Raw genomic sequence first — 26,140 nt, forward strand, 5'->3', positions numbered from 1 at the left:
TTTGCATCGGGGTCATTGCGTTTTGCAACGACGGTTCATTGAGAAGAATTGAGATGGACATCACAAAAATTTTCCTCCGCGCCGCCGCGCGTACGGCTGTCATACTGGCGATGGGCGCATCTGCGTCGATGGCGCTGGAACGGGTCGAACAGCCGTCCTCCATTCCGGGCGCCGGCCCCTGGGACGAGAAGGCCTGGAGCGACTTTTACGCGACGAGCCAGGGCTCGCGCCTCATTCCCTGGGACTGGATCAAGGCGCTCAAACAGGCCGACGGCCAGCCTTTCCTTGCGGATGGTTTCGCGCGCTACGGCTACCTGCCCAATCCCGCGAGTCCGACGCCGGGGCTTCCGGTCGGCTTCGTCGTCGCCGACGGCGTCCTGGGACCGACCTGCGCCGCATGCCATACGCGGCAGATCGAGGTCGAGGGCAAAGCCTATCGCATCGACGGCGGGCCGGCGCTCGCCGATATGGGCGCGCTCTGGGCCGATCTCGACGCGGCGATGGGCAAGGTCGTCGCCGACAAGGCGGCCTTTTCGGCGTTCGCCAAGGCCGTTCTCGGCGCCGGCTATGATCCGCAAAAGGAAATCAAGCTGCGCGCCGAGGTCGATCTCTGGTACGGGCGCCACCACGCCATCACCGAGGCGGGCCTGCCCAAGGACAAGCCGTGGGGCGCCGGACGCATCGACGCCGTCGGGATGATCCTCAATCGCGTCGCCGGCCTCGACGTCGGTCGGGGGCCGACGCATATCATCCCGGGCAACATGCGAAAGGCCGATGCGCCGGTGCGGCCGCCGTTCCTGTGGAACGCGCCGCGCCAGGATCATACGCAATGGCCGGGATTCGCCGACAATGGCGACCGCATTCTCGCCATGGCGAGAAACGTCGGACAGGTCTATGGCGTCTTCGGCGAGTTCTTCCCGGAGAAGGACACCAGCCATCTTCTGGGCTTCAACTACGTCAAATCCAATTCGGTCGACTTCAAAGGGCTGATCGAATTGGAGCGGCTGGTCGAGCGGATCGGGCCGCCGAAATGGCCGTGGCCCGTGGATGCGAAGCTCGCGGCGCAAGGCCGGCTCGTCTATGAGCGCCCCTATGAAGAAGGCGGCTGCGCCGATTGCCACGGGATCGACCGAGGGCAGCCGCGTCTGCTCAATCCGGACACTTGGTGCACGCCCGTGCAGGACGTCGGCACCGACGCGCGCGAATATCAATATTTCGCGCCGGACTGGAAGGTCGACGCCGGCGCGCTGACCGGAGCCTCGATTCCCTTCGTCTCGGAGCCGCTCGCCAGCAAAGACGCGCCGGTCTCAGTGCTGGCCACCGCTGTGCGCGGCGCAATCCTGCAACATTTCATTCCGGTGACGGTGAATTCCGTCGAGCGGCAAAAGGCCGACGTGACGCTCGCGCTTCTTCGGCCTTTGGTCGAAGAGTTGAAGGGCGTCTACAAGATTCCCGGCACGCCCGGCGCCGGACGCTGGGCCTGCCGCCGCGCGCCGGAAACCGAGGGCAAGATCAAATATGAAGCCCGGGTTCTCGAAGGCGTCTGGGCGGCGGCGCCCTATCTGCACAACGCCTCGGCCCCGTCGCTCGCCGAACTCCTGAAGCCGCCGCAGGCGCGCGTCAGCGATTTCAAGATCGGCCCGGCCTATGACATTTCCGCTGTCGGCCTCGCCGTGGAGCAGCCGAAGTCGACGTTCCTGATGAAGACGGATTGCAACCGGGGCTCGGGCGTCAGCCATTGCGGCCACGACTACGGCACCACGCTGAGCGAGTCGGACAAGCGGGCGCTGCTCGAATATCTGAAGACGCTCTGATCGGCCGTCGGGGACGGATCGTCGCCGTTCCCGACGCTTCGGCCATGTCGCTTACCGAACGCGCTGAACAGGACGCCGCCCGCACGCGCTATCGGCGACCGTTCATCCCTCCTCTGCTACGCTTGCAAGATGAGTCGGACAAACGCCAAGCGTGGCGAGGCTTTCTCGCCGATCTTCGGAAAATCGCTCATTGGGTCGAAGAGGACGACGCGCGGCGCGCGGCGCGCGAAACGCCTCGCGCTCATGGCGGCGCTGACCTTCGCCGGCGCAGCGCGCGCGGAACTGCTGAAATTCGAGACGCGGCCGGATGGGGGAAACGAGGCGGTGACCGCAAGCGTGAAGCTCGATGGCGCGTCTTATGACCTCGCAGGAACGCTGGCGAAGCCCGCCAAGCCGCCGAGCGGCGGCGCGACGTCCGTTCTGATCGAGACGCAGCCGCGCGACGATGTGCGGCCGCTGGCGCTCGAGCGCGGCATCGGGACGCTGACGCTCGACTTCGGCAAGCTGCCCGATAAAGCCAGAGCGCCCGCGATGGCGGATATACTCGTATATCTTCGGGGGCCGCTCAAGATGAAGCGGATTCTTGGCCGCGCCGACGGCGCCGACGCGGACATCATGTCGGACGCGGCTCCGGCCTTCGACGGGCTGTTGATCCACGACGCCAGTCGAGAGCCCGCCGTCCCGACCCGATTCATCGCCACCTGGGGCGCCGACGCCTATTGGCGCGAGAAGCCGCGCGTCGAATTCACAAAGGACGCGGCGGCCAATGGGCGGCGCTTCTATCTCGCTGGCGTCGTCGGGTCGACCACGGCGACAAATTGCGTCGCGCCCGTCAACGCGCGCGCGATCGCGCCGCCGCTTCGGGCGCTCTTCGTCGCGCTCGACGAATGGACGGCGAAGGGCGTCGCGCCGCCAGCCTCGCGCGCGCCGCTCGATGGCGATCTGACGCCGGCGCAGGATCTGAAATGGCTGAAAACTCCGGCGTTGCCGGCCGCGCCGGAGGGCGCGCGCCGGGTTCCAAAGATCGACGCCGACGGCAATGACGTCCCCGGCCTGCGCACGCCCGATCTCGCGTTGCCGATTGCGACCTTCACGGGCTTCAACGCGCAAAAAAACAAAAAAGGGCCGCCCTGCGTCGCCGGTTCTGCAATCCCCTTCGCGGCGACGAAGGCCGATCGCGACAAGACCGCCGATCCGCGTCCGGCGCTCGTCGAGCGCTACGGGTCGCGCGCCTATTTCGTCGCGACGATGCGCGTGATCGCCGACAAGCTCGTCCAGAAGCGGCTGCTGTTGCAGAAGGACGCCGACGCCTATGTGGCGGCGGCGAGAACGGCGCCGTTTTAGGAATTGAGGACGAAAATTCCCGCGTTCAGATAGGTCGCGAAGGCGACCCAGAACGCGGTCGGCGCCAGGGCGTATCCCGCGGCTCGATCGAGCCGGTGGAAAAGGAACGTCGTCGCAATGACCAGCGCCTCCAGCGGCGCAATGACGACGAGTCCGAAGAGCGGGCTGCGCGCCCCGAAGAAGGCGAACGACCAGGCGGCGTTCAGGACGAGTTGCGCGCAAAAGACCAGGATCGCGGCGCGCCGTCCGGGGGTCGCCGGCGCAAGCCGGAGAATACGGTAGAAGCCGCAGGCCATCAGCACGTAAAGCGTCGTCCAGGCCGGGCCGAACGCCCAATTCGGCGGTGTCAGCGGCGGTTTGGCGAGCGCGTCGTACCAGGGCGCGATGTTCGGCGTCGTCGCGAAACTGCCGAGCAGCGCGGCGGCGAGGACCGGCCCCGCCGCCACGACGGCGGAGATAAGCCGTGACGATTGCTGCGCAGAAGGCGTCGAACCGCTCCTTGCTCTTTCAGGCTGCGTCGTTCCGCGCAACGGGCGCAGCGCGGCGGCTTACGGCTGTTGCGGGATCCGGTAGAAGACCGGCGTCGCGCCGGCGCGGACGCTGTTCTGGGATGAGAACATGTCGTCTTTCATCCAGTTGGGCAGATCGTCTTCTCGGTGGCGGCTGATGAGGGTCTTGTCGGTCTCGCCGAGATAGATGCGAATGCCGCCCCAGACCGCCTTGTAGTCATTCTCGCCCACGCGGCTTTCGATAAAGCCCGTGATCGCGGAATTCCCGAGGTTCCAGATGAGCGCCTCGCCGCTGACCGCCGCCGCGTGCCGCCCGCCGACGTAACGATGGCCGACAGAGATTTTGACGTTGTAGGTCGGATAGACGCTGATATCGAACATGTCGAAGAAGCGCCCGCGCCGCGGCTGCCACTGGTAGGCGAGATATCCAGGCCCATAGCCCAGCGGGGTGAAGAAATGGCCCGCACTCTCCTCATAGCCGGCGATGCTGGAGAGGGCGAACGGCCCGTAGTAATAGGCGCCCTCGGCGCCGACGCGGAAGCGCGTGTCGTCGAGACGCTTGTCATGGGCGATCGCGCCATAACCGCCGATGAGGCCGACGTTCGGATCGCGCCAGAAGGCGTGGCCGGCGCCGCCGCTCACGAAGAAGCCGCGATGCGCCGCCGCAATCGCGTCGATCTGATATCCGAACCGATTGCCGATCGGGGCGGTGATCGACCCCATGCCGCCGGCGGAGGCGTTGTTCAAGCGCGCAAAGCCGAGCCAGTCGGACCCGCCGCCAAAGCCTTCGAGCTTGCCGTTGACGCCGTCGACGGCGCGCTTGGGGCCAGGATTATCGGTCAGCGGCGGCTTCCACCACGACGGATGTTCGGCGCGCGCTGAAGACGTAGCGAAGGCGACCGCCAGAATGGCGAGCAGCTGACGCTTGAATGACATGTCGATTGAAGTCCCGTGCGGTGATCGTCGCGAGCCTTTCACCCTAGCGGGCTTCAGCTTCGCGCGCTGTGACATTGCGGCAACAGCCCTCCAAAATAGAAGCCGTTCAACAGTCTGATCCACAGCGGTTAATATTGTGGATCGAGGTTTTTGCCGACGGCGTGCAGGTGCTCGCCCAGATTCTCGCGCGTCGCCGGATCGACGATGGCGAAGGGCGCGGCGACCGCCGCGCCGGCGACGCCGCCGACCGCCGAAACCGCGCCGGCCGTCGCCAGCCCGAGCTGATCGCCGACGCCCGCATGGCCGTCCCTGAGCGGCTGACCCTGCGCCAGCCTGGCGCCGATCGAGCGCACCACCTCGGGAGAGGAGGCGAATTTGCTGTGCTCCAAAGGATCGTTGGTGGCGATGCCCGTCAGATCGACGACCTTCACGCGTTCCCGGTCGAGGACTTCCTGGTAGGGCGGCGCGTGCGGATCGACGGCGCCCAGCCGCGTATTGCCCCAGAAGCGGCGGGAGGCGGCGAGCGCGTCGTCGTCGCGCGAAGCGAACAAGGTGAACACCGAAGGCCGAACGCCGATCGCGCCGATCTGTCGCCGAAACACGTCGAAATCGACGTCCGGCGCGGCGAGCATGACATTCTGGATCTTCGATCCGATCTGGCCGTTGCGGATCGCCATCTGGCGCAGCGCTTCGAGCGTCACCCAATTGCCCATCGAATGCGCCAGGATCGCGATCTCGCCGACCTCACGGTCGCGCTGCAGCGCCTGCAGCACGCTTTCCAAAGCGTCGCGAGAATAGCTCGCGCTTTCATGATCATAGCCATATTGCAGCAGCCGGCCGCGGGACGGCCAGGTGAACAGAACCGGCGTGACGTCGGCCTCCGAGTCGTGGACGATCTGCGCAAAACGGTAGACCGCCTCCTCGAACCGCGTGTTGAAGCCATGGACGAAGAGGAGAACCTGTTTCCTTGGCGTCTTGCGGATGCGAGCGTTGAAGGCGGTCAGCGCCTGCTCCTTGCTGAGCACCTCGGCGTGCAGCGTGGTGAATTGGGTCGCGGGATCGGGCGTCGGCGCCTGCGGCCATTGCACGTCGCCGATCACGCGATTGGCGTCGGGCGGGATCGAGACCGCAATATTGGCGAAACTCACGCCGCGCCCGCGTTCGCCGGAAAACATCGCGCCGGGCTCCGCCACATCCGGCTCTCTGTTGGTGATGACCAGAAGGTCGACGACGCTCGCGCCGGGGACGCGCTGATGCGTCGGCACGAGCGTGCCATGCGGACGGCTCGCGCAAGCGCTGAACGCAAGCGCCAGAAGCGCCACCAGCCCGATCCACCCGCGCCCCATACGCCCCGTGCTCTCAACTGTTCCTGCGCGTCGCCGCAAAGGCGACGCCAACCACGCTCCGTCCTCCATCTTTACGGCTCAAATGCGACGTTCCCCCACGCTGTGCGCAATCGCACTGAATTCTCGGGGGGAATGCGTCATTATTGGGATGCTCGCGCAAGAAGCCGGGCGTCGGAGGCGGGGCTGGGACGAACGTCTCCGACTGCGCAGGGGAAGGCCGAGCGCCTTCCCCTGCCTTTCAGGCCCGGGTCAGCGCCTTTTCGATCTCCTTCAAGGGATGCCGCGTCAGGTCCTTGGCGAGTTCGCCGACGACCTTGCCATGCGCCTTCTGCGACAGCTCCTTGCGGATTTCGCCGAGCGCCTTCGGCGGCGCGACGATGACGATCGCATTCAATTCGCCCGATTCCGCCGCCCGATTGATGCGGTCGGCCATAGCGCGGGCGAAGCGCTCCTCCTCCAGCTCATGCCAGTCGACATTCTGCATGGCGCTGCGGCCCGGGGAGAAGGAGTTGAAGCTGCGGCCGGGCTTGTCCGAGCCCTGCTCATGGGTCGGCGGATTTTCGTCGATACGCGTCTCGACGACGCGCAGATCGAGGAGGTCGGCGTCGCCATGGTTTTGAAAGAAAAGCGCCCGACGGCCGTCTCCGACCAGAACCCAGGCGCCGTTGCCGACGGAAACTTCGCTCATGACATCCCTCGCCTTCAATCTTCTTCTTTACGACATGTGCGGCGTCAGACGACGCCGCACGCGTTCGCCGGCGCGGCAAACGCAGACTCTCCTATCGTCGCGAGAGATCGATCACAAGGCTGGCCGACCGTTCGCGCTCCCCCCTGATGACGGAGGTAGCGCGCCGTCGGTCGGGTTCAAATGGCGCCCGTGGGGGGCGTCATGCGGCGAGCTTTTCTTCCTTCTCGCCCGCGTCGGACGCGCGCTTCATCTCCTGCAGCGCGGCGTCGAGCGCGCCGTCGCCGGCATGCGCCGCCGCAGCCCGGAGACGCGCGGCGTGGCGCCTGATCGCGCGCTCGTTCAGCGCCCAGATCAGCCAGCCGACGGCGGCGATGCTCAGCAGCGCCGTATAGGGTTCGCCCAAAGCGAAAGACGACAGGAAGGAAAAATCGGGCGCGCATTCATTGGCGTATTCGCAGGCGTCAGACCAATCCTGAAACCATTGTTTGACCGCTTCCATCGTGACCTCCTTGGCGCCGCGCTGATGCTTTCGACGGACGCACGCCCCATCGGTCGAACGCATAGCGCAGGTTCATGGCGAAGATTGTGCGCTGCAGCATGTCGCGCGTCAATCGGGCGCGGCAAGGTCAAATCAGCGCACCGCCTTGAATTTAGGCAGAAAACTTCGCGAACGGGGTTGCGCGCTTGCCTCCCAAGATTTCTCTCCTTGTCATGCGCGCTAATCGCGCGGACGCAAATTGCGCGCCAACGCCGGCAGGCGGAAAGGCGGGCGATTTGAGGCGCGCCCATGAGCGTTTTCTGACAAAAGAGACCATCAGGCGCTGGGAGTTGAAAAGATGCGAACGCCGCTGGCCGCTTCGATGGTGCTTCTCGCGATCACTCTGGCGCTCTCCGGGTGCGGGGTGAATTATCATTTCAATCCGGGGCCGCGCAGCTGGCCCGCTGCGCCGGCCGCCCCCAACAAATGATGCCGACCGCGGTTACGCGCGCAGACGATAGAGATCATGGCCACGGTTCGACTGCTCTCCGACGAAGAACTCTCGCCCGAGGCTCGGGCCGTCTTCGCCGACATTCGCGCGACGCGCAAAAGCGACTTCGTGAATAATTTCTGGCGCGCGCTCGCGCATGATCCCGTGACCTTGAAGCGCACCTGGGAGAGTCTGAAGCAGGTGATGGGGCCGGGCGCGCTGGAGCCGAAAGTGAAGGAGATGCTCTACATCGCCGTCTCGATCGCCCACGCCTGTCCCTATTGCATCCATTCGCACACCGCGAGCGCCCGCGCGAAGGGCATGAGCGAAGAGGAATATCGCGAACTGCTGGCGATTGTCGGCATGGCGTCGGAGACCAACCGTCTCGTCACGGCGCTCGGCGTGCCGATCGACGAGGAGTATGAGGCGGGGTGAGCAGTTCCTAGTCATCGCTCCGCTTGTCGCGGAATTAGAGATATTGAATTGGATTGAATTTTGAGGCTCTAACATGTCAATTGCAGAACATGAATTTGGTGGCGTTTCGACAGATCTCAAATTGGCAGTGGTTGAAGGGTACTTGCGAGCATTCACAACAGCCCTTAGGCCATACTTTCGCGAGCTTTGGTACATCGACGCGTTCGCAGGCACCGGAGAGCGCACCGAGAGGCTCGACGCGCACGATGGAACTCTCTTTGACCCAGCTACTCCAGAACGGATCGAACGTCATCGCGGATCTGCTACAATAGCAATTGATATTGAACCGCCGTTCGATCGCATCGTTTTTATTGAGAGAAATCCTAAGCACTGCGCCGCGCTAGAGTTACTGCGCGACATGCATCCGCGTCGCGACATTCAGGTAAGGAAGGGCGTCGCTGAGAAGGAGCTGGCGACTTTGCTTGGACGAAGAAATTGGGAGTCAACCAGGGCCGTGATGTTTCTGGACCCTTATGGAATGAGCGTTCCTTGGGAGATACTGGAAGCAATCAGCTCGACGAGAGCAATCGATGTCTGGTACTTGGTTTCGCTCTCTGGTCTCTTTCGACAAGCAACCCTGGATTGGACAGCCATGGACGCTGGAAAACGCGCGGCCATCACAAGAATGCTTGGGACTTCCGAGTGGGAAAGCAAATGGTACGAGCGCTCAGATACGACGGATCTATTTGGAACTGTTGACGAGCAGCATCAGCGGACTGCTGATGTGGATAAGATCGAGAGCTTCGTTCGAAAGCGCCTCGAAACGATATTTCCAAAAGTGTTGTCTCCGCTCCGGTTACATACAAAGCAGGGCGCACCTATGTTTGCCTTGTTTTTCGCAATCGCAAATCCAGACCCCAAAGCCATTGGACTAGCAACAAAAATCGCAGGTCACATGCTCAAGGTAGGGCGGTCGTCCCATACGCGCCCCTGATAGGATCGACCCGCCGCCTTCTTGTTCTTGCCACCCCATTGCTTAAAAAAGAAAGCGACGCCGTAGTCCTGGCAAAGCTGATGGATTTCATCCAGCCATTCAATTTTCATTGAGCGCGCACGCGGACCAGATTCTCCCCCAACAATAGCCCAATGAATTTGATCCAAGTTCGCGTTGGCTACCGAGCCAATGAGTGGTTCGAAAGAGACGAAACGGATCGCCGCGGGAGTTTCCCTTAGATCGTCCAATCGGGACAAAACCTTCGAGTTCTCGACCGACGTGCCCAACCAAACATTGCTTAGCTTGGGAGTGTTGGCCGACGAGAGAACAGCCTTCATTCTTGCCGGGCGTTTGGTTAAAATCTGATAGGTGTGTTGAGGGGTGCGCGCCATAACGGACCATACGCGTTCAATGAACTCGAGGGGTACATGCTCGTGAAATAGGTCTGACATAGAATTCACAAATATCGTGCGCGGGCGCTTCCAACCTAACGGGCTCAAAAGCGCTTGCTCGTCGAGATAAATCTTGCCGGTCCAAACACTTCGACCTCCGCTCCTTCGCGTAAGATCGTGGTATTTCTCGATGCCCATTGCATTTAGCCGCGCTGCCATGCGCATTGCATAACAGTTAGTGCACCCTGCGCTGAGGACTGAACAGCCGGCCACTGGATTCCAGGTCGCGTCAGTCCATTCGATTGAAGTCTCAGCCATATCCGCAACTCCTAGCGGTTGATATGCTAGGAACCCGGTAAATCAATGTCTAATGTTCATATTTTGTTCCATACACGATTTCGCGACACTTGGCAAAAACCAACTTGCCCTCACACCAGCCTACTCTGCGCCTTCGCCGCGGCGATGAAACTCGCAAAGAGCGGGTGCGGCTCGAAGGGGCGCGACTTCAGTTCCGGGTGATATTGCACGCCGACGAACCAGGGGTGGCCGGGAATCTCCACCGTCTCCGGCAACAGCCCGTCGGGCGACGAGCCGGCGAACAGCAGCCCGCATTCCTCCAGCCGGTCGCGATAGGCGAAATTCACTTCGTAACGATGGCGGTGGCGCTCGGAGATTTCCGTCGCGCCGTAAATCTCGGCGATGCGCGACCCCGGCTTCAACAGCGCGGGATAGGCGCCAAGACGCATGGTGCCGCCCATGTCGCCGCCCGCCGCGCGCTGCTCCAGTTCATTGCCCTTGAGCCATTCGGTCATCAGGCCGACGATCGGCTCCGCGCAGGGGCCGAACTCGGTCGAATTCGCCTTTTCGATTCCAGCAAGCGCGCGCGCGGCCTCGATCACCGCCATCTGCATGCCGAAACAGATGCCGAAATAGGGCACGCCGCGCTCGCGCGCGAAACGCGCCGCGAGAATCTTGCCTTCGGCGCCGCGCTGGCCGAAACCGCCCGGCACGAGAATGCCGTGCACATGTTCGAGATGCGCGGCCGGATCGGCGCTTTCGAAAATCTCCGACTCGATCCAGTCGAGATTGACCTTCACCCGGTTCGCGAGACCGCCATGCGCCAGGGCCTCGATGAGGCTCTTATAGGCGTCCTTCATCTCGGTGTATTTGCCGACGACGGCGATGGTGACTTCGCCTTCCGGATTATTGATGCGCTGGGTCACGGCGTTCCAGCGGCTCATGTCGGGCTTGGGCGCAGGCTCGATCCCGAAGGCGGCGAGCACCTGCGCGTCGAGCCCCGCGGCGTGATAGGCGCGCGGCACGTCATAGATGTTGGAGGCGTCGCGCGCCTCGATCACCGCCTGTTCGCGCACATTGCAGAAGAGACCGAGCTTGCGGCGCTCCTCGCGCGGGATCTCGCGATCGGTGCGGCAGAGCAGAATGTCGGGCTGAATGCCGATCGAGCGCAGCTCCTTCACCGAATGCTGCGTGGGCTTCGTCTTCAATTCGCCTGCGCTGGGAATGAACGGCAGCAGCGTGAGATGGATATAGATGCAGTGATGCGGCGGCAGATCGTTCTTGATCTGGCGAATCGCTTCGAAGAACGGCAGGCCCTCGATGTCGCCGACCGTGCCGCCGATTTCGATCAGCGCGAAATCGACGTCCTCATTGCCCTCGAGGATGAACTCCTTGATGGCGTTGGTGACATGCGGAATGACCTGGATCGTCGCGCCGAGATAATCGCCGCGCCGCTCCTTGTTGATGATGTCCTGATAGATGCGGCCGGTGGTGACATTGTCCTGCTTCGAGGCGGGCCGCCCGGTGAAGCGCTCATAATGTCCGAGGTCGAGATCGGTCTCGGCGCCGTCGTCGGTGACGAAGACCTCGCCGTGCTGATAGGGCGACATCGTGCCCGGATCGATATTGAGATAGGGGTCGAGCTTCCGTAAGCGGACCGTGTAGCCGCGCGCCTGCAAAAGCGCGCCGAGAACCGCCGACGCCAAGCCCTTGCCAAGTGAGGAGACCACGCCGCCGGTGATGAAGATGTACCGCGCCATGGGGCTTAACGCCTAACGCCTTTCCAGCGATTCTGATAGCGAATTTTATTGGGCCGGGGGCCGTCGCCCCCAGCCGAATTCATCGGATGGATGATTTGACGTCCGACTTACTGAGTGGGAGCTTTCCAGATCACCGACGGCGCGGCCTTGGTTTCCGGTTCAGCGGACTTTGTTTCCGGCTCAGCCGGCTTTGCTTCCGGCTTGGCCTGCGGGGCCGCAGGCGTCGCCTCCGGGACGGCGGGCTTGGCCGATTCGGCCGGCTTCGACTCGACGGGCTTCGATTCCGGCGCGGCGGCGGGAGCCTCCGTCTTCGGCGCCTCCCACTTCAAGCCCTCGGTCTTAGACGCGTCGGGCTTCGGCGCGTCAGTCTTGGGCGCATCCGGCTTCGGCGCCTCAGCCGCCGGCGGCGTTACGGACGGCGCTGGTTCCGCGGCCGGCGCCTGCAGAGTCGGCGTGGCGGCGGGCTGCTGGGCCGGCGCCTCGGCGGCTGGCGGAGTCGGCGCGGCGGGCGGAGTCGTCACGGCCGGCGGCGCCGCTGGCGCGGGCGGCTGGGGCGTGGCGGACGGCGTGGCCGCGGCGGGCGGCGTGGCCGCCGGCGGCGCGCCTGCTGCGGGCGCGCTCTGCTGCTGACGCTTCTGCTGCGCGCGCTGGAGCTGGTCGAAGATCGTGTCCTTGTCGGGCTCGGGCGCCTTGTCCGGCGCGGCCTGCCCGTCTTTGCCTTCGGTCTTCGGAATTTCCTTGATCTGAATCGATCCCGGATCGAGCGCCTTGGTCCAGTCGTCGCCTTCGCCGCGCCGCTCCCAGGCGGGCAGCACGGTGAGCGCGATGCTGGTGATGAAGAACATTGTCGCGAGAATGCTCGTGGCGCGGGTGAGCGCATTGGCCTGACCGCGGCCGGTGAAGACGCCGCTGCCGCCCATGCCGAGCGCGCCGCCCTCCGACTTTTGGTAAAGCACGAGAATGACGAGCGCCGTCACCACCATGAGGTGGATCGCGATAATGACCTGCTGCATGTGAACCCTTCCAGACGCGCCTGAGCCGTGCTCGAGCGCGCGCACTCCGTTGGGCGCCTTCTACACCAAGCGACGCGCGCAAGGAAGGGGCGAAAGACTATGTGATCAGCCGCCTAAGCGCGGAATCGCGAGCCTGGCGGCTCGCAATCCTGAGCGGCGCGGAGCGCTCAATAAAAATTGCCGTCCTGGCCCTTCCACTTCGAGCCTTCCTCGTCGAAGCGGGTCTCGTCGTTGAACTCGATGACCTTCCCCGGCTCGATATATTGCTTGTCCTTGATCATCTGGTTCTGGATCGTCGTCGAATAATAGCTCGTGTTGTCGGAGCAGCCGGGCTTCGGCGCGCCGCCGTCGGGCTTGCATTCGAGATTGGCGCCGTTCGGGAAGCGCACTTTCGCGGTGTAGTAAAACTCATAGCCGGCGTGACCGGCGCCTTCGACGTCGAGCGGCCAGAAGCGCGTGACCTTGAAATCCTCGATCACCGCGTCCTTGTCGAACCGCTTCTTGATGAGATTGTCGAAGACCTTCTTCGCGTCGTCGGGCTTGGGCTCGCAGTTGATGAGGCAGAAGGCCTTTGCGGGCGCCGCGCCGGCGAGGACGCCGAACAGACCAAGCGCCATGATATGCAGGACGGTTTTGTAGCTCTTCATCTTTGCGTCTCCCAACTGCGCAGAACGACTGCGCATCGCTTCCCGCTGACGTCGTTCGTTGTTTGACGCGTCTCGCGCGAAGCCCCCTTGCGTTTGACATTTTTCAAGCTGCACGGCTAAGCGCGCCGCGGCAAGCATAGAGTGGCGGGCGAATTGTCGCACGACGAAAGCGGATTGCGCGCGGTTGCGTCGTCTGGCGGCGCGCTCTATTGACGGCGCGAGTTTCCACGTCGACGAAGAGGGATTCATGGCCGCCTACAAGCTCTTGCTCCTGCCGGGCGACGGCATCGGTCCGGAAATTTCCGCCGAGGCTGAAAAAGTGCTCGCGCTCTTGAACGAGGCGGGCGTCGCGCGCTTCGAAATCGAGCGGGGGCTCGTTGGCGGCGCGGCGTATGACGCGCATCAGCAGGCCATCAGCGAAGCGGATATGAAGCGCGCGCATGAGGCCGACGCCGTGCTGCTCGCCGCCGTCGGCGGCCCGAAATGGGACGGCGTGCCGTATGACGTGCGGCCGGAAGCCGGCCTCTTGCGGTTGCGCAAGGATCTGGGGCTGTTCGCCAATCTGCGCCCCGCGATCTGCTATCCGGCGCTTGCCGACGCCTCCTCCCTGAAGCGCGAGATCGTCGACGGCCTCGACATCATGATCGTGCGCGAACTGACGGGCGGCGTCTATTTCGGCGAGCCGAAGGAAATCACCGAACTCGGCAATGGCCAGAAACGCGCCGTCGACACGCAGGTCTACGAAACCTACGAGATCGAGCGCATCGGCCGGGTCGCCTTCGAACTCGCGCGCAAGCGCAGCAACAGGGTGACCTCTTCCGAGAAGTCGAATGTGATGAAGTCCGGCTATCTGTGGCGCGAGGTGATCACGGCGCTGCACAAGCGCGAATATGCCGACGTCACGCTCGAACATATGCTCGCCGACGCGCTCGCCATGCAGCTCGTGCGCTGGCCCAAGCAGTTCGACGTCGTCGTCACCGACAATCTCTTCGGCGACATGCTGTCGGACGAGGCCGCCATGCTGACCGGCTCGCTCGGCATGCTGCCGTCGGCCTCGCTCGGCGCAGCGGATGAAAAGGGCAAGCGCCACGCCATGTATGAGCCCTGCCACGGCTCCGCGCCCGACATCGCCGGCAAGGGAATCGCCAATCCGATCGCCATGATCGGCTCGCTCGGCATGGCGCTGCGCTACAGTTTCGATCTGCCGAAAGCCGCCGACGCCATCGACGCGGCGATCGCCAGCGTGCTGGCTAAGGGATTGCGCACGGCGGACATCAAGGGCGACGCGCCGTCGACCGTCTCAACCAGCGAGATGGGCGACGCGATTGTCGGGGAGCTGAAGAAAACACTGTGATGAGAAAATCGAATGCCAACACAACTGCCACCACCTCCAAAAAACGTCATGATTTTCACGACGATTTTTCTGTGGGGCAGCTCTCTCGTTCACGCCGCCGAATGCCCCATTGGAACGGCATTGACGATAGAATATACAAAAATAGTTGAAATACCCCGCGGGGGTCTTTACGACAAAAATGGCCGTATTGTGGAAGGGCGGCCAATGGTTGCTTTCGATATATTCTTCTCACGATCCACGCTAGAAGCAATAACTACATTCTCAAAAAAATATTCGCTTTGCAGAACTAACGTTACTTTAAACAACACTGTTATCGGCATGGATACATTCAGTCCATTTTCGGGATTAGATGAGATAGCTTCCAATGGTTATGCAAGTTTCTTTGTGAGCTCTCATGCTGGAGAGGAGAATATGTTGTTTTCATCCCTTGTCTCACACAAAGCAGAAATTTCCATAGTCGTTAGCGGTAAGTGATGGGAGGCATTAATACCATACTTTGCGGATTGAGATGCTGACTTAAGAACTCGGCGCTTTACTTCCCGTGCACCATGCCGAGGAATTCGTCGCGGGTGCGCGGGTCGTCGCGGATGACGCCGAGCAGGCGGCTCGTCGTCAGCAGCGAGCCGGTCGTGTTGACGCCGCGCAAGGTCATGCAGCTGTGCTCCGCCTCGATGACGACGCCGACGCCTTGCGGCTCCAGAATGTCCTGGATCGCCTCGGCGATCTCGGCGGTGAGCTTTTCCTGAATCTGCAGCCGGCGGGCGAAACCGTGCACCACGCGCGCGAGCTTTGAGATTCCGACCACGCGGTTGCTCGGCAAATAGCCGACATGGGCGCGGCCGGTCACCGGCAGCAGATGATGCTCGCAGAAACTGACGACGCGAATGTCCTTGAGCACGACGAGTTCGTCATAGCCGCCGACCTCGTCGAAAGTGCGCTTGAGATAGTCGCGCGGATCGACGTCATAGCCGGAGAAGAGCTCGCGGTAGGAGCGCGCCACCCGTTCCGGCGTGTCGATCAGACCCTCGCGATTGGGATCGTCGCCCGCCCATTCAATGAGAACCCGCACGGCCGCCTCTGCGTCAGCTTGGGTAGGTTTGGCCATGCCTTCAACTCTCCATGATCCTCGAAGCGGCGCGCGCCGCCCGTTTGACTTGGATAAAGTCACAGGCTCGAGCGTTTGGCAAAGGCCACAGCCGCGCCATTCGCCAAAAAGAAAACGCCGGCGCGCAGGCGCCGGCGTTTCCATTAGCGGTGCGTTGGATCAGCGAACGAGGCCGCCGATGGCCGATCCGACCGCGTTCACCGACCGCTTGACGAAGCCAAACGGCCCGTCGCCCGCAGGCGGAGGCGGCGGCGGCGCGATCGGCGCAGGCTCGGGGGCCGCGGCGGCGACCGGCGTTTCGACGGGTCGCGAGCGGCTGGCCGTCGACCTTGCCGGCCTGCGCGGTTTCGCGGCCTTGGCGCGCGGCGCCGGCTTCGGCTTTTCGATCGTTTCAGCGGCGTCGGGCGGCTCGACAGGCGCGGCGGGGGCCGCCGCCTGTGGCGGCTCGAGCGCAGCGGATCTCGGAGGAACCGCCGCCAGGGGCGCGGGCGCCGGTTCCGCGCGGGCGGCGCGCAGCGGCGCGGCGGCCGCGGGCGTCGAGGCCGCCGGAGCGGGATCCATCGGCGCCGGCGGCGGCGCGGTCGCCGTCATGGGGAGAGGCGCAAGTTGCGGCGCGGCGGCGCCGGCCGGAACAGGAATGGACGCGCCCAACGACGGAACGGGAGTCGGCTCGGTCGGCGACGCCATCGCGGCGGCGTCGGAGTCGTTCGGCGCCGTCGCGGATTGGGCGTCCTCGGCGGCAGGCGCAGAGTCGACCGCCGCAGCCGCCGCCGGCGCGGAAGATTCGGCCTCGCCGGCCGCCGGCGCCTGAGCGCTTTCCTCGGGCGCGGGCGCTTCGGCGGACTGCGGCGCCGTCGCCGCGCTGTTGATCACGGGCGCGGCGGCCTCCGGATCGGCGAGAGGCGCCGCCGTCGCCAGCGCCGGATCCTCTTCCGGATCCATCGCGCTCCAAGGGCCCATCACCCATGTCAGGGCGGCAAGCCCCGTGACGACGATCGCCGCGGCCACAAAGAACAGAGCGCGCCGCCCGCCTTCGCGCTCCTCTTCAGGCCCGTCATAGAATTCGTCTTCCGTCGCATGCAGCGCGCCCCAGGACTCGTCGGCGCGCGGCGCCTGAGGAGAAAGACTCGGGTCGATCGGTCCCGACGCATGCGGATAATCGTCGTGAGACGCCGCAGCGGGCGGCGCGGGGACGTGCCCGAGGTCTCGACGCAGCAACTCTTTAAACTCGGCAAATTCAGCCATCAGCTCCTTATCGTCGCCGATATCGACCATGCCAGAACCCTTTCATTGGCCACGCGCCAGGAACTCCTCGACGAGTCGCGCGCAGTCACACCGTTCGGTTTCAGAGAAACGTTAAAATGTGGCTGTAGTGCGCCGGAAAGGTTTCTGAGCATGAAATACTTTTGATATCAGTTAATTAAATGTGATTTACGCAGCGGCGCGCGGGCGCTGGGGCGCATATGCGGCGTTCGTTCGCACCTATGCTGGAAGCAATCCAGATTAACGAAATTGACCTGGGCGCCGCGCGATTTCTAAAGTTTCAAGACTTCCTTCCTCTCCAGCGGGCTGATTCAAGTGATCCTTTCCAGCCTGCGCAAGGCGCGCCGTGCGGCGCTTTGCGCTGTCTTCGCAATGCTCGGACCGCAGCTCTGCGCCGAGCCCGTCCCACCGAAGCCGGACTCTCCCAAGTCGGCTCTCAAGTCGGCTCTCAAGTCGGTTCCCATGCCGGCGTCCAAGCCCGCTCCCATGCCGACCGCGGCGGACGAGCGCGATCTGACGCCGCTGGAGCTGCTCGGCAAACGCGTCTTCGAGGATGCGAGCCTGTCGCGTCCGGCCGGCGTCTCCTGCGCCTCCTGCCACGACTCGAACACGGCGTTCCAGGGCAATAACGGGTCGAGCGTGCCCGCCCTCGCGCGCGGCTCGACGCCGACCTCGCTCGGCAAACGCAACACGCCGTCGATCATGTATGCGTCCTTCGCGCCGCCCTTCGGCTTCATCGACGACACGGACGAAGAAACCGGCAAGATCGAAAAGATTCCGGCCGGCGGACAGTTTTTCGACGGCCGCGCGCGCGATCTTCTCGCCCAGATCGAAGGGCCGATGTTCGATCCGCAGGAAATGAACGCGCCATCGAAGCGCTTCGTCGTCGACGCAGTGCGCGACGGCGCCTACGCCGACCTTGTCCGTCAGGTCTATGGCGCGAAGGTTTTCGATGATGCGGACGCGGCGTTCGAGAAGCTCGCGCAAGCCATCGTCGCCTTCGAGGCGACCCCGCGCTTCCATCCCTTCGCCTCCAAATTCGACGATTATCTGCGCGGCAAAACGCAGTTGACGGCGCTGGAGAAGAAAGGCTTCGAACTTTTCAAGGACCCGAAGAAAGGCAACTGCCTCGCCTGCCACGCCGGCAAGGAAGACTCGCGCAATCCGCAGGATTGGCTCTTTACCGATTTCACCTATGACGCGCTCGGCGGCCCCAAGAACAGGGCGATTCCGAGCGCCGCGACGCCTGGCGCGCCGCCGGACCTCGGCCTGTGCGCGCGCGCGGGACTCGCTGAAGCGGCGCCGCCGGACTTCAAGGTCGACAGCGTCTGCGGCGCCTTCAAAGTGCCGACCCTGCGCAACATCGCCGTCACCGGCCCTTATCTGCACAATGGCGTTTTCGACAAGCTGCGCGACGTCGTCGCCTTCTACGCGACGCGCGACACCGATCCCGGCCGCTGGTATCCGAAAGGCGCGCGCGGCAAGCCGCTGAAATTCGACGATCTGCCCGCCACGGCGCATGAAAACGTCAACGTCGACGAGGCGCCCTATGATCGCAAGCTCGGAGAAAAGCCGCGGCTGTCGGACAAGGATATCGACGCGATCGTCGCGTTTCTCGAAACATTGACCGATCGCCCGAAACCTTAGCGCGCGACGGCGATGCGCAGAGGCGGCGCGCCTCTTGCGCGCGATCCCGGCGGACCGCGCTAAGCGCTGGGGGCGAACGTCGACCATTCGAGGCCGAAGCGCGCTAGCGCCGCCGCGAGCGGCGCGGAAGGCGAGGCGCCGCTCGTGAAGATGGCGCGGCGGGCCGCGCTTTGGCCGCCCGCCGGATCGGCGCCGAACCGCTCCGCCAGCAAATGATCCGCCCGCCGGGCGATCGCCGGCGCGGGGTCGATCCACTCCACCGGCCAGGGCGCCAGCCGTGTGAATTCCGCGACGAGCAACGGATAATGCGTGCAGGCGAGGACGACCGCGTCGGTGCGCCGGCCGCTCTCCTCCTTGAAGCAGGGCGCGATCTCGGCGGCGATGTCGACGTCGCTGACATTCTCGCCATGCATGAAGCTTTCGGCGAGCCTCGCCAAACGTTTCGAGCCGACGAGAGTCACCGAACAATGGCCGGCGAATTGCGCGATGAGGTTTTGCGTATAGTCGCGCGCCACTGTGCCGGGCGTGCCGAGCACCGAGATCATCTTCGACCGTGTGCGCTCGGCCGCCGGCTTTATGGCCGGCACCGTGCCGACGAAGGGCAGCTCCGGCCAATGCACGCGCAAATAGGGCAGAACGATCGTCGACGCGGTGTTGCAGGCGATGACGACCATGTCCGGCGCATGATCGGCGATCAGCCGCTCCATGAGCTTCATCACGCGGTCGATCAGTTCCGGCTCCTTCCAGGATCCATAGGGGAAGCCGGCGTCATCGGCGCAATACACATATTCCGCATGCGGCCGCAGCCTGACGATCTCGGAAAAGACCGTGAGGCCGCCGAGGCCGGAGTCGAAGACGAGGAGTTTGGGGCGACGGGTCATGCGCGGTCGAATCTCGAAGCCCATAGGACTAGCTTCCCCTCGCGAGATCAACGGTCGATTGGCGCTTGAGGGAATCTGCCAACCAGTCGAAATCGCCGCATGATGGAAAAGTCAAAAGATGGGAAGCCCGGCCCGCCCGAACCATTGACGGCCGACCAAGGCGACGAACTTGACGGGCGCCGGACCCGCATTTCGCATGCGCCTGACGCTGGACCCGACCGCGCGGAGATAGGCCGCGCGATCGAGGACCTGGCGCGCTTTCGCGAAAACGCCGGGCGGTCGCCTCTCGAGGAGCTCTTAAGCGCGCGCCGTCCCGGCCACAAACATCTGTCTTGAAACGTCGATCCGGGCGCGCCGAACGCGCGCGGCGTCAGAACGGCAGATTGAAGACGCGCGCCGGCGCGAGCGCGCCCTGGACGATCTCGCCGAACGCGACCGGAACGCCGCCGCAAGCCGCATAGACGACCCCCTCATGCGGCGCGTCGCGGCCGCGCAGGATCACCGAGCCGCCGCGCCGCAGCCGCGCCGCCGTGTCGCGATCGACGACGACGCAGGGCAGTTCGGCAAGTCCGGCCTCGACCGAGAGCAGCGCCTCTCCGGCCATGTTCTGAGTCTCGATCTCGTCGAGCGTATAAGCGTCTTCCTCGACGAACGGTCCGACGCGGGTGCGTCTCAGCGCCGTGACATGGCCAAAGCAGCCCAGCATCCGGCCGAGATCGCGCGCCAGCGCCCGCACATAGGCGCCCTTGCCGCATTCCATGGTCAATGTCGCCTCGTCGCAAGACGCCTCGATCAGCGTCAAAGCGTCGATCCTGACCGCGCGCGGCTTCAGCTCCACCTGCCCGCCCTCGCGGGCGATGTCATAGGCCCGCTCGCCGGCGATCTTGATCGCCGAGAATTGAGGCGGCGTCTGCAAAATCTCGCCCGTGAACTGCGGCAGCAACGCTTCGATCGCGGCGCGTTCCGGCCGCGCGGCGCTCTCCCGCGTCATCCGCCCATCGGAATCGTCCGTGTCGGTCTCTGCGCCCCAGCGCACCGTGAATCGATACGCCTTCTCGCCATCCTGAACGAAAGGCACCGTTTTGGTGGCTTCGCCGAAGGCCACGGGAAGAATGCCGGACGCAAGCGGATCGAGCGTGCCCGCATGGCCCGCCTTTTGAGCGTTATAAACGCGCTTGAGGCGCGACACGGCCTGCGTCGACGTCAGACCCACAGGCTTGTCCAGCGCGATCCAGCCGTCGACGACCGCGCGATTCGATCTTTTCTTGCTCATTCGTCGACGCCGTCTTCCTCGGCGTCCTCGCCGGCGAGATCGCGTTTCACATGATCGGAGCTGAGCAGCGCGTCGATGCGCGACACATTGTCGAATGTGTCGTCGATGCGGAAGCGGACCTCGGGCGCGAATTTCAAATTCACCTCATGCGCAATCTCCCCGCGCAGGAACCGCTTGTGGCGATCGAGCGCGGCGAGCACTTCTGGTTCGTCCTTGCCGCCGAGCGGCATCACGTAAATGGTCGCGAGCTTGAGATCAGGGCTCATCTTCACGCGCGAAACGGTGACGACGTGGCGTTCAAGCACCGGGTCGCTGATTTCGCCGCGCGCCAGCAACTGGGCGACGGCGTGACGGACGAGTTCGCCGACCCTCAGCATGCGCTGGGAGGGCGCGCCGGTGTGCGAATGATGCGCTCTGGACATATTCGAAACTCGGTGACTGCCGTCGACGCATCCCGCCCGCGCTTGCGGCGGACGTGATGCGGATCAGGCTTAACGATGAAAGGTAGCGCGCTGGGACGCGACGCGCATGGCCGGGACGCGCCCGGCCATTGCATTTTGCGGCGCGGCGACGGCGTTTACAGCGTCCGCTTGATCTCCTCGACGCGGTAGCACTCGATCACGTCGCCGGGACGCATGTCCTGGTAGTTTTCGAAGGCCATGCCGCATTCCTGTCCGGCGGCGACTTCCTTGACCTCGTCCTTGAAGCGCTTGAGCGTCGAGAGCTTGCCTTCGTGCACGACGACATTGTCGCGGATCAGACGGACATTGGCGCCGCGCTCGACATTGCCGTCGGTGACCCGGCAGCCGGCGACCTTGCCGACCTTCGAAATGTCGAAGACTTCGAGGATCGTCGCGTTGCCGAGCATGGTTTCGCGCAGCGTGGGCGCCAGCAGGCCCGACATCGCCGCCTTCACGTCATCCACGAGATTATAGATGATGTTGTAGTAGCGGATCTCGATCCCGGCGCGTTCCGCCGCCTCGCGCGCTTCCTTATGCGCGCGCACGTTGAATCCGATGACCGCGGCGTTCGACGCCTCGGCCAGCGAGATGTCCGATTCCGAAATGCCGCCGACGCCCGCATGCACCACGCGCGCGCCGACCTCGTCGGTGCCGAGCTTTTCGAGCGCGGCGGCGATGGCTTCGACCGAGCCCTGCACGTCGCCCTTGATGACGAGCGGGAACTCCTTGCGGCCTGCCGTCTTGAGCTGGCTCATCATGTCGGACAGCGAGCCGCGCGCCGAACCGCCGCGCGCCGCGAGTTTGTCCCGCTTCTGGCGCTCGCGATATTCGGTGATTTCCCTGGCCCGCGCCTCCGATTCGACGACGGCCACGCGGTCGCCCGCCTCCGGCGTGCCGTTGAAGCCCAAAATCTCGACCGGGAAGCTTGGCCCCGCGTCCTGACGCGAAACGCCCTGGTCGTCGAGCAGCGCGCGCACGCGGCCCCATTGGGTTCCGGCGACGACAATGTCGCCGACATGCAGCGTGCCGCGCTGGACCAGCATGGTCGCGACGGGGCCGCGCCCCTTGTCGAGACGCGCCTCGATGACCGTGCCTTCCGCCGCGCGGCTCGGATTGGCCTTGAGGTCCAGCACCTCGGCCTGCAGCGAAATCGCCTCGAGCAGCCTGTCGAGATTGGTTTTCAGCTTGGCGGAGACTTCGACTTCGAGAGTCTCGCCGCCCATGCTTTCGACCTGCACCTCGTGCTGCAGCAATTCGGTGCGCACGCGTTCGGGCTTCGCGTCCGGCTTGTCGACCTTGTTGATCGCAACGATCAGCGGCGCCTGCGCGGCGCGCGCATGGTTAATCGCCTCGATCGTTTGCGGCATGACGCCGTCATCGGCGGCGACCACCAGAACGACGATGTCGGTGACCCTGGCGCCGCGCGCGCGCATCGCCGTGAAGGCGGCGTGGCCGGGCGTATCGATGAAGGTCACTGGCTGCCCGCCGGGCGCCGTCACCTGATAGGCGCCGATATGCTGGGTGATGCCGCCAGCCTCGCCGGCGACGACATTGGCCTGGCGGATGGCGTCGAGCAGCGAGGTCTTGCCGTGGTCGACATGGCCCATGATGGTGACGACCGGCGGACGCGGTTCGAGGTCGGACGCCGCGTCAGGCGAATCGAACAGGCCTTCCTCGACGTCGGATTCGGCGACACGCTTGACGGTGTGACCCATCTCCTCGGCGACGAGCTCCGCGGTGTCGGCGTCGATGATGTCGGTGATCTTGTGCATCTCGCCCTGCTTCATCAGCAGACGGATCACATCGACCGCGCGTTCCGACATGCGGTTCGCGAGCTCCTGGATGGTGATCGTCTCGGGCAGAACGACTTCGCGCGCGATCTTTTCCTTCTGCTCCACCTGACCGCGAAACAGACGCTGCTGACGGCGCCTGAAGGAGGCGACGGAGCGCGTGCGCTCTTCGCCCTCTTCGCTCGTCGCGGTGGTGACGGTGAGACGGCCGCGGTTTTTCATCTCGCCGGTGCGAGACGGCGCCGGCCGCGGCGGCGTCGGGGGCGCGAAGCCGCCGATCTGACGCACGGGCGGACGGCGCGGCTGTTCGGCGTCGCCGGCAGGACGCGCGGCCGCCGGCCGCGGCGCGGCGGCGCTTGGCGCGGTCCGCGGCGGCGCAGCGCCGGCGGCCTCGCCCGGCAGACGGCGACGCGCCTCTTCCTCGGATTTCCGTTTCGATTCCGCTTCGCGCGCGAGCCGCTCTTCTTCCTCGCGTTTGCGCGTATCGGCGGCGACGCGTTCGGCGCGTTCGCGCTCCTCGCGTTCGGCGCGCGCCTTGGCTTCGATCTCGGCGCGGCGGCGATCTTCCTCTTCCCGGGATTTCGCGTCGACCAGCGCGCGGGCGCGCGCCTCCCGCTCCTCGTCGGTCAGGGCGCGCAGCACGACGCCGGAGCCGGAGCGCGCCGGCGCGGGACGCTGGCCTTCCGATCTCGGCGTGGCGGCCTTCGGCGGCTCCGCCGGCGTCGCGGCGGGGGCCGGCGCGCCAGCGGGTTTCGGCGCCTCGTGTCCGGGGGCGCGGCGCTTCACCTTCTCGACCACGACCACTTTCGAGCGGCCATGGGAGAAGCTCTGGCGGACCATGCCGTGCTCGACCGGTCGCTGCTTCAAGTGCAACGTCTTCGACGGCGCGACGGTCAAAGTTTTATCGCCGCTGTTCTCGCCTTCGCTCATCCAGATCCCAATCCTGGGTCGCTACGACCCGTTACTGTCTTTCGCAAAGCCATTGTCGGGCTTCGCCTCGATTTCGTCGCCGCCCGCCGTCGCGCCGTCGATGCTTACGCCCCGATAGTCTGCGAGTCGACGGCATCGTGAGATAAAAGCCGTCGTCGGCCCGCTCTCGGCGAGGGCAGCATGTATCACATTTGTGCGGCCTAACGCCAAATCCAATTGCAGCGAGGAAAATAAGCCGATAACGGGCGCCGTCGATCCGTCGCGCCGCGCCGCCTGGGCAAGCTTCCGCTTGCCGTCGTCGCCGCCGTCGCGCGCTTCGACGAGCGCGCCGACCGACCCGTGCGCGAGCGCGTCGGCGACCTTGCCGAAGCCCGCCATCACCGCGCCGGCCTTATTGGCGAGCGACAGCATTTGCAGACAATCGATTTCGAGCAATCGGTCAACGTCGTCCGCGAGCTCCGGAGCCGCGTCGATCTGCGTTTTCAGCGAGCGCGCGAACAGCCGCTTGCGCGCCGCCTGCGCGACGAGGTCGGCGCGCGCCGTCACCCAGACGCCACGGCCCGGCAGACGCGCCTTGATGTCAGGCGCAAGCGCGCCGTCCGGTCCGCGCACGAATCGGATCATCGTCTCGGGCGCGCCGCTCTGGCGCGTCACGATGCAGGTCCTCTCCGAAACATGCGGCGCGCGCGTCATGCCTTCGATCAAATCCGCTCTTCGCCTTCCGTCTGAGCTTCGGCCTCGGTCTCGACCTCGGCCGCGACGATCGGCTCCTCGATCCAGCCGGCGCGCACGCGCGCCGCCATGATCATCGCCTCGGCCTCTTCGCGCGACAGGTCGATGCCGTCGAAAAAGCCCTCGTGTTTGACCGTCTCGCCGTCCTTCTTCTCGCTCCAGCCGACGAGATCGTCCGGCACGCAGCCGGCGAAATCCTCCATCGTCTTCACGTCGTTTTCGCCGAGCCTCACCATCATCGCGGTCGTCATGCCGTCGATCTCGCGCAATTCGTCGGCGACGCCGAGCGCCTTGCGGCGCTCTTCGTTCTCCGCCTCGACGCGCTCGAGATAGTTTCTGGCGCGGTTCTGAATCTCGGCGGCGGTCTCCTCGTCGAAGCCCTCGATCGACGCGAGTTCGGACAGCTCGACATAGGCGAGCTCTTCGACGGAACGGAAGCCTTCGGAAGCGAGCAGCCGACCGACCACCTCGTCGACGTCGATCGCGCCCATGAACACCTTCGTGCGCTCGATGAATTCCTTCTGCCGGCGCTCCGATTCCTCGGCCTCGGTGAGGATGTCGATATCCCAGCCGGTGAGCTGCGAGGCGAGACGCACATTCTGGCCGCGACGGCCGATCGCGAGCGACAGCTGATCGTCGGGCACGACGACCTCGATGCGCGCGCTGTCTTCGTCGAGAACGACCTTGACCACTTCCGCCGGCTGCAGCGCGTTGACGATGAAGGTCGCGGCGTCGGCGGACCAGGGAATGATGTCGATGCGCTCGCCCTGCAGTTCGCCGACGACCGCCTGGACGCGGGAGCCGCGCATGCCGACGCAGGCGCCGACCGGGTCGATCGAGGAATCGCGCGACACGACGGCGATCTTGGCGCGCGAGCCGGGATCGCGGGCCACCGATTTCACCTCGATGACGCCGTCATAGATCTCCGGCACTTCCTGCTTGAAGAGCTTCGCCATGAACTGCGGATGGGTGCGCGAGAGAAAGATCTGCGGCCCGCGCTGCTCGCGGCGCACGTCATAGACATAGGCGCGGACGCGGTCGCCCGGGCGAAACATTTCGCGGGGGATCATCTCGTCGCGGCGGATGACGGCTTCGCCGCGGCCGAGATCGATGATGACATTGCCATATTCGACGCGCTTGACCACGCCATTGACGATTTCGCCGATGCGGTCCTTGTATTCATCATACTGGCGGTCGCGCTCGGCCTCGCGCACCTTCTGCACGATGATCTGCTTGGCCGACTGCGCGGCGATGCGGCCGAAGTCGAACGGCGGCAGCGTTTCCGAGATCCAGTCGCCGGATTGCGCCGCCGGATTGCGCTTGCGCGCGTCGGCGAGCGAAATCTGCGTCGAATCATTGTCGACCTCGTCGACGACGAGCAGCAGCCGCGAGAAGCGGACTTCGCCGGTCTTGGCGTTGATCTCCGCCCGCACCTCGGTCTCCTGACCATAGCGCGAGCGCGCCGCCTTCTGCAGCGCGTCCTCCATCGACGCGATGACGATCGAACGGTCGATCGACTTTTCGCGCGCGACGGCGTCGGCGATCTGCAAAATCTCAAGTCGGTTGGCGCTGACGGCCATCG

General features: G+C 64.7%; 25 protein-coding genes. 8 read left to right on the forward strand and 17 right to left on the reverse strand.

Translation table 11 applies throughout. The features are described 5' to 3' along the window. Window positions 1-53 precede the first annotated feature (53 nt). The gene (locus AB7F41_RS07930) at window positions 54-1,814 is read left to right on the forward strand and encodes a di-heme-cytochrome C peroxidase (protein ID WP_428383711.1); all 1,761 of its coding nucleotides are present in this window, start codon (window positions 54-56) and stop codon (window positions 1,812-1,814) included. 129 nt (window positions 1,815-1,943) lie between these two features. Then, the gene (locus AB7F41_RS07935; protein WP_428383713.1) at window positions 1,944-3,158 is read left to right on the forward strand and encodes an alpha/beta hydrolase domain-containing protein; all 1,215 of its coding nucleotides are present in this window, start codon (window positions 1,944-1,946) and stop codon (window positions 3,156-3,158) included. On the opposite strand, the gene AB7F41_RS07940 is transcribed toward AB7F41_RS07935, so the two are convergent. The 5 genes from AB7F41_RS07940 to AB7F41_RS07960 all read right to left on the reverse strand — a co-directional run bounded on the left by AB7F41_RS07940 (window position 3,155) and on the right by AB7F41_RS07960 (window position 7,136). Further along, complete coding sequence (locus tag AB7F41_RS07940; protein WP_428383715.1) at window positions 3,155-3,604, reverse strand: TspO/MBR family protein; 450 nt, start codon at window positions 3,602-3,604, stop codon at window positions 3,155-3,157. The genes AB7F41_RS07935 and AB7F41_RS07940 overlap by 4 nt on opposite strands. 102 nt (window positions 3,605-3,706) lie before the next feature. Beyond that, entirely contained in the window at window positions 3,707-4,603 is an 897-nt protein-coding gene (locus tag AB7F41_RS07945; protein WP_428383717.1) for a hypothetical protein, read from the reverse strand. A 128-nt stretch (window positions 4,604-4,731) separates the two neighbouring features. Continuing rightward, on the reverse strand, window positions 4,732-5,949 hold the full coding sequence (locus AB7F41_RS07950; protein ID WP_428383719.1) for an alpha/beta hydrolase: 1,218 nt from the start codon (window positions 5,947-5,949) through the stop codon (window positions 4,732-4,734). A gap of 238 nt (window positions 5,950-6,187) precedes the next feature. Continuing rightward, complete coding sequence (locus tag AB7F41_RS07955; protein ID WP_428383721.1) at window positions 6,188-6,637, reverse strand: host attachment protein; 450 nt, start codon at window positions 6,635-6,637, stop codon at window positions 6,188-6,190. A gap of 199 nt (window positions 6,638-6,836) precedes the next feature. Then, window positions 6,837-7,136, reverse strand: a complete 300-nt coding sequence (locus AB7F41_RS07960; protein ID WP_428383723.1) for a hypothetical protein — start codon at window positions 7,134-7,136, stop codon at window positions 6,837-6,839. 337 nt (window positions 7,137-7,473) lie between these two features. Here AB7F41_RS07960 and AB7F41_RS07965 point away from each other — a divergent pair, with 337 nt between their 5' ends. The 3 genes from AB7F41_RS07965 to AB7F41_RS07975 all read left to right on the forward strand — a co-directional run bounded on the left by AB7F41_RS07965 (window position 7,474) and on the right by AB7F41_RS07975 (window position 9,013). After that, on the forward strand, window positions 7,474-7,605 hold the full coding sequence (locus tag AB7F41_RS07965; protein WP_428383725.1) for a hypothetical protein: 132 nt from the start codon (window positions 7,474-7,476) through the stop codon (window positions 7,603-7,605). Window positions 7,606-7,641: 36 nt separating this feature from the next. Beyond that, a complete protein-coding gene (locus AB7F41_RS07970; protein ID WP_428383727.1) occupies window positions 7,642-8,040 on the forward strand; it encodes a carboxymuconolactone decarboxylase family protein in 399 nt (132 codons plus the stop codon). A gap of 73 nt (window positions 8,041-8,113) precedes the next feature. Then, entirely contained in the window at window positions 8,114-9,013 is a 900-nt protein-coding gene (locus tag AB7F41_RS07975; protein ID WP_428383729.1) for a three-Cys-motif partner protein TcmP, read from the forward strand. On the opposite strand, the gene AB7F41_RS07980 is transcribed toward AB7F41_RS07975, so the two are convergent. The 4 genes from AB7F41_RS07980 to AB7F41_RS07995 form a co-directional block, all read right to left on the reverse strand. Then, window positions 8,971-9,723: a DUF5131 family protein gene (locus tag AB7F41_RS07980; RefSeq protein ID WP_428383731.1), complete on the reverse strand. Its 753-nt coding sequence runs from the start codon at window positions 9,721-9,723 to the stop codon at window positions 8,971-8,973. The two genes, AB7F41_RS07975 and AB7F41_RS07980, sit on opposite strands and share 43 nt — an antisense overlap. 110 nt (window positions 9,724-9,833) lie before the next feature. Further along, window positions 9,834-11,462 carry a CTP synthase gene (locus AB7F41_RS07985; RefSeq protein ID WP_428383733.1) on the reverse strand — a complete coding sequence of 543 codons (1,629 nt, stop codon included), beginning with the start codon at window positions 11,460-11,462 and terminating at the stop codon, window positions 9,834-9,836. A 107-nt stretch (window positions 11,463-11,569) separates the two neighbouring features. Continuing rightward, window positions 11,570-12,475 (reverse strand): preprotein translocase subunit SecG, encoded by a 906-nt coding sequence (gene secG / locus AB7F41_RS07990; protein ID WP_428383735.1) that lies wholly within the window; start codon window positions 12,473-12,475, stop codon window positions 11,570-11,572. Between the two features lie 167 nt (window positions 12,476-12,642). Continuing rightward, the gene (locus AB7F41_RS07995; protein ID WP_428383737.1) at window positions 12,643-13,122 is read right to left on the reverse strand and encodes a hypothetical protein; all 480 of its coding nucleotides are present in this window, start codon (window positions 13,120-13,122) and stop codon (window positions 12,643-12,645) included. A gap of 247 nt (window positions 13,123-13,369) precedes the next feature. On the opposite strand from AB7F41_RS07995, the gene leuB reads away from it, so the two are divergent. Further along, complete coding sequence (gene leuB / locus AB7F41_RS08000) at window positions 13,370-14,476, forward strand: 3-isopropylmalate dehydrogenase (RefSeq protein WP_428383739.1); 1,107 nt, start codon at window positions 13,370-13,372, stop codon at window positions 14,474-14,476. Between the two features lie 12 nt (window positions 14,477-14,488). Continuing rightward, the gene (locus tag AB7F41_RS08005) at window positions 14,489-14,950 is read left to right on the forward strand and encodes a hypothetical protein (RefSeq protein ID WP_428383741.1); all 462 of its coding nucleotides are present in this window, start codon (window positions 14,489-14,491) and stop codon (window positions 14,948-14,950) included. A gap of 58 nt (window positions 14,951-15,008) precedes the next feature. Here AB7F41_RS08005 and folE read toward each other — a convergent pair whose 3' ends face one another. Both folE and AB7F41_RS08015 read right to left on the reverse strand, forming a co-directional pair. Further along, window positions 15,009-15,581 (reverse strand): GTP cyclohydrolase I FolE, encoded by a 573-nt coding sequence (gene folE / locus AB7F41_RS08010; RefSeq protein ID WP_428383743.1) that lies wholly within the window; start codon window positions 15,579-15,581, stop codon window positions 15,009-15,011. Window positions 15,582-15,740: 159 nt separating this feature from the next. After that, window positions 15,741-16,856, reverse strand: coding sequence for a hypothetical protein (locus tag AB7F41_RS08015; protein ID WP_428383745.1), 1,116 nt, complete (start codon window positions 16,854-16,856; stop codon window positions 15,741-15,743). Window positions 16,857-17,330: 474 nt separating this feature from the next. Here AB7F41_RS08015 and AB7F41_RS08020 point away from each other — a divergent pair, with 474 nt between their 5' ends. Beyond that, window positions 17,331-18,491 carry a cytochrome-c peroxidase gene (locus tag AB7F41_RS08020; protein WP_428383747.1) on the forward strand — a complete coding sequence of 387 codons (1,161 nt, stop codon included), beginning with the start codon at window positions 17,331-17,333 and terminating at the stop codon, window positions 18,489-18,491. Between the two features lie 59 nt (window positions 18,492-18,550). Here the strand turns inward: AB7F41_RS08020 and murI are convergent, their stop codons facing one another. The 6 genes from murI to nusA form a co-directional block, all read right to left on the reverse strand. Further along, on the reverse strand, window positions 18,551-19,372 hold the full coding sequence (gene murI, locus AB7F41_RS08025; RefSeq protein ID WP_428383749.1) for a glutamate racemase: 822 nt from the start codon (window positions 19,370-19,372) through the stop codon (window positions 18,551-18,553). A gap of 370 nt (window positions 19,373-19,742) precedes the next feature. Further along, entirely contained in the window at window positions 19,743-20,645 is a 903-nt protein-coding gene (truB, locus tag AB7F41_RS08030; RefSeq protein ID WP_428383751.1) for a tRNA pseudouridine(55) synthase TruB, read from the reverse strand. After that, window positions 20,642-21,067, reverse strand: a complete 426-nt coding sequence (rbfA, locus tag AB7F41_RS08035; RefSeq protein WP_428383753.1) for a 30S ribosome-binding factor RbfA — start codon at window positions 21,065-21,067, stop codon at window positions 20,642-20,644. Before rbfA ends, truB begins: the two co-directional genes overlap by 4 nt. Before the next feature lie 155 nt (window positions 21,068-21,222). After that, window positions 21,223-23,826 (reverse strand): translation initiation factor IF-2, encoded by a 2,604-nt coding sequence (gene infB / locus AB7F41_RS08040; RefSeq protein WP_428383755.1) that lies wholly within the window; start codon window positions 23,824-23,826, stop codon window positions 21,223-21,225. A gap of 21 nt (window positions 23,827-23,847) precedes the next feature. Beyond that, a complete protein-coding gene (locus tag AB7F41_RS08045; RefSeq protein ID WP_428383757.1) occupies window positions 23,848-24,531 on the reverse strand; it encodes an RNA-binding protein in 684 nt (227 codons plus the stop codon). Continuing rightward, window positions 24,528-26,138 (reverse strand): transcription termination factor NusA, encoded by a 1,611-nt coding sequence (gene nusA / locus AB7F41_RS08050; RefSeq protein WP_428383759.1) that lies wholly within the window; start codon window positions 26,136-26,138, stop codon window positions 24,528-24,530. The genes AB7F41_RS08045 and nusA overlap by 4 nt, the downstream gene beginning before the upstream one ends. Window positions 26,139-26,140 lie beyond the last annotated feature (2 nt).

The sequence above is a fragment of the Methylocystis sp. genome, from assembly GCF_050251305.1.
Lineage (GTDB): Bacteria > Pseudomonadota > Alphaproteobacteria > Rhizobiales > Beijerinckiaceae > Methylocystis.

Excerpts from the sequence above, each read along its gene's own strand:
- AB7F41_RS07930 (WP_428383711.1), top strand. The coding sequence starts at position 54 with ATGGACATCACAAAAATTTTCCTCCGCGCCGCCGCGCGTACGGCTGTC.
- AB7F41_RS07935 (WP_428383713.1), top strand. The coding sequence starts at position 1,944 with ATGAGTCGGACAAACGCCAAGCGTGGCGAGGCTTTCTCGCCGATCTTC.
- AB7F41_RS07945 (WP_428383717.1), bottom strand. The coding sequence starts at position 4,603 with ATGTCATTCAAGCGTCAGCTGCTCGCCATTCTGGCGGTCGCCTTCGCT.
- AB7F41_RS07950 (WP_428383719.1), bottom strand. The coding sequence starts at position 5,949 with ATGGGGCGCGGGTGGATCGGGCTGGTGGCGCTTCTGGCGCTTGCGTTC.
- AB7F41_RS07955 (WP_428383721.1), bottom strand. The coding sequence starts at position 6,637 with ATGAGCGAAGTTTCCGTCGGCAACGGCGCCTGGGTTCTGGTCGGAGAC.
- AB7F41_RS07960 (WP_428383723.1), bottom strand. The coding sequence starts at position 7,136 with ATGGAAGCGGTCAAACAATGGTTTCAGGATTGGTCTGACGCCTGCGAA.
- AB7F41_RS07965 (WP_428383725.1), top strand. The coding sequence starts at position 7,474 with ATGCGAACGCCGCTGGCCGCTTCGATGGTGCTTCTCGCGATCACTCTG.
- AB7F41_RS07970 (WP_428383727.1), top strand. The coding sequence starts at position 7,642 with ATGGCCACGGTTCGACTGCTCTCCGACGAAGAACTCTCGCCCGAGGCT.
- AB7F41_RS07975 (WP_428383729.1), top strand. The coding sequence starts at position 8,114 with ATGTCAATTGCAGAACATGAATTTGGTGGCGTTTCGACAGATCTCAAA.
- AB7F41_RS07980 (WP_428383731.1), bottom strand. The coding sequence starts at position 9,723 with ATGGCTGAGACTTCAATCGAATGGACTGACGCGACCTGGAATCCAGTG.
- AB7F41_RS07985 (WP_428383733.1), bottom strand. The coding sequence starts at position 11,462 with ATGGCGCGGTACATCTTCATCACCGGCGGCGTGGTCTCCTCACTTGGC.
- secG (WP_428383735.1), bottom strand. The coding sequence starts at position 12,475 with ATGCAGCAGGTCATTATCGCGATCCACCTCATGGTGGTGACGGCGCTC.
- AB7F41_RS07995 (WP_428383737.1), bottom strand. The coding sequence starts at position 13,122 with ATGAAGAGCTACAAAACCGTCCTGCATATCATGGCGCTTGGTCTGTTC.
- leuB (WP_428383739.1), top strand. The coding sequence starts at position 13,370 with ATGGCCGCCTACAAGCTCTTGCTCCTGCCGGGCGACGGCATCGGTCCG.
- AB7F41_RS08005 (WP_428383741.1), top strand. The coding sequence starts at position 14,489 with ATGCCAACACAACTGCCACCACCTCCAAAAAACGTCATGATTTTCACG.
- folE (WP_428383743.1), bottom strand. The coding sequence starts at position 15,581 with ATGGCCAAACCTACCCAAGCTGACGCAGAGGCGGCCGTGCGGGTTCTC.
- AB7F41_RS08015 (WP_428383745.1), bottom strand. The coding sequence starts at position 16,856 with ATGGTCGATATCGGCGACGATAAGGAGCTGATGGCTGAATTTGCCGAG.
- AB7F41_RS08020 (WP_428383747.1), top strand. The coding sequence starts at position 17,331 with ATGCCGACCGCGGCGGACGAGCGCGATCTGACGCCGCTGGAGCTGCTC.
- murI (WP_428383749.1), bottom strand. The coding sequence starts at position 19,372 with ATGACCCGTCGCCCCAAACTCCTCGTCTTCGACTCCGGCCTCGGCGGC.
- truB (WP_428383751.1), bottom strand. The coding sequence starts at position 20,645 with ATGAGCAAGAAAAGATCGAATCGCGCGGTCGTCGACGGCTGGATCGCG.
- rbfA (WP_428383753.1), bottom strand. The coding sequence starts at position 21,067 with ATGTCCAGAGCGCATCATTCGCACACCGGCGCGCCCTCCCAGCGCATG.
- infB (WP_428383755.1), bottom strand. The coding sequence starts at position 23,826 with ATGAGCGAAGGCGAGAACAGCGGCGATAAAACTTTGACCGTCGCGCCG.
- nusA (WP_428383759.1), bottom strand. The coding sequence starts at position 26,138 with ATGGCCGTCAGCGCCAACCGACTTGAGATTTTGCAGATCGCCGACGCC.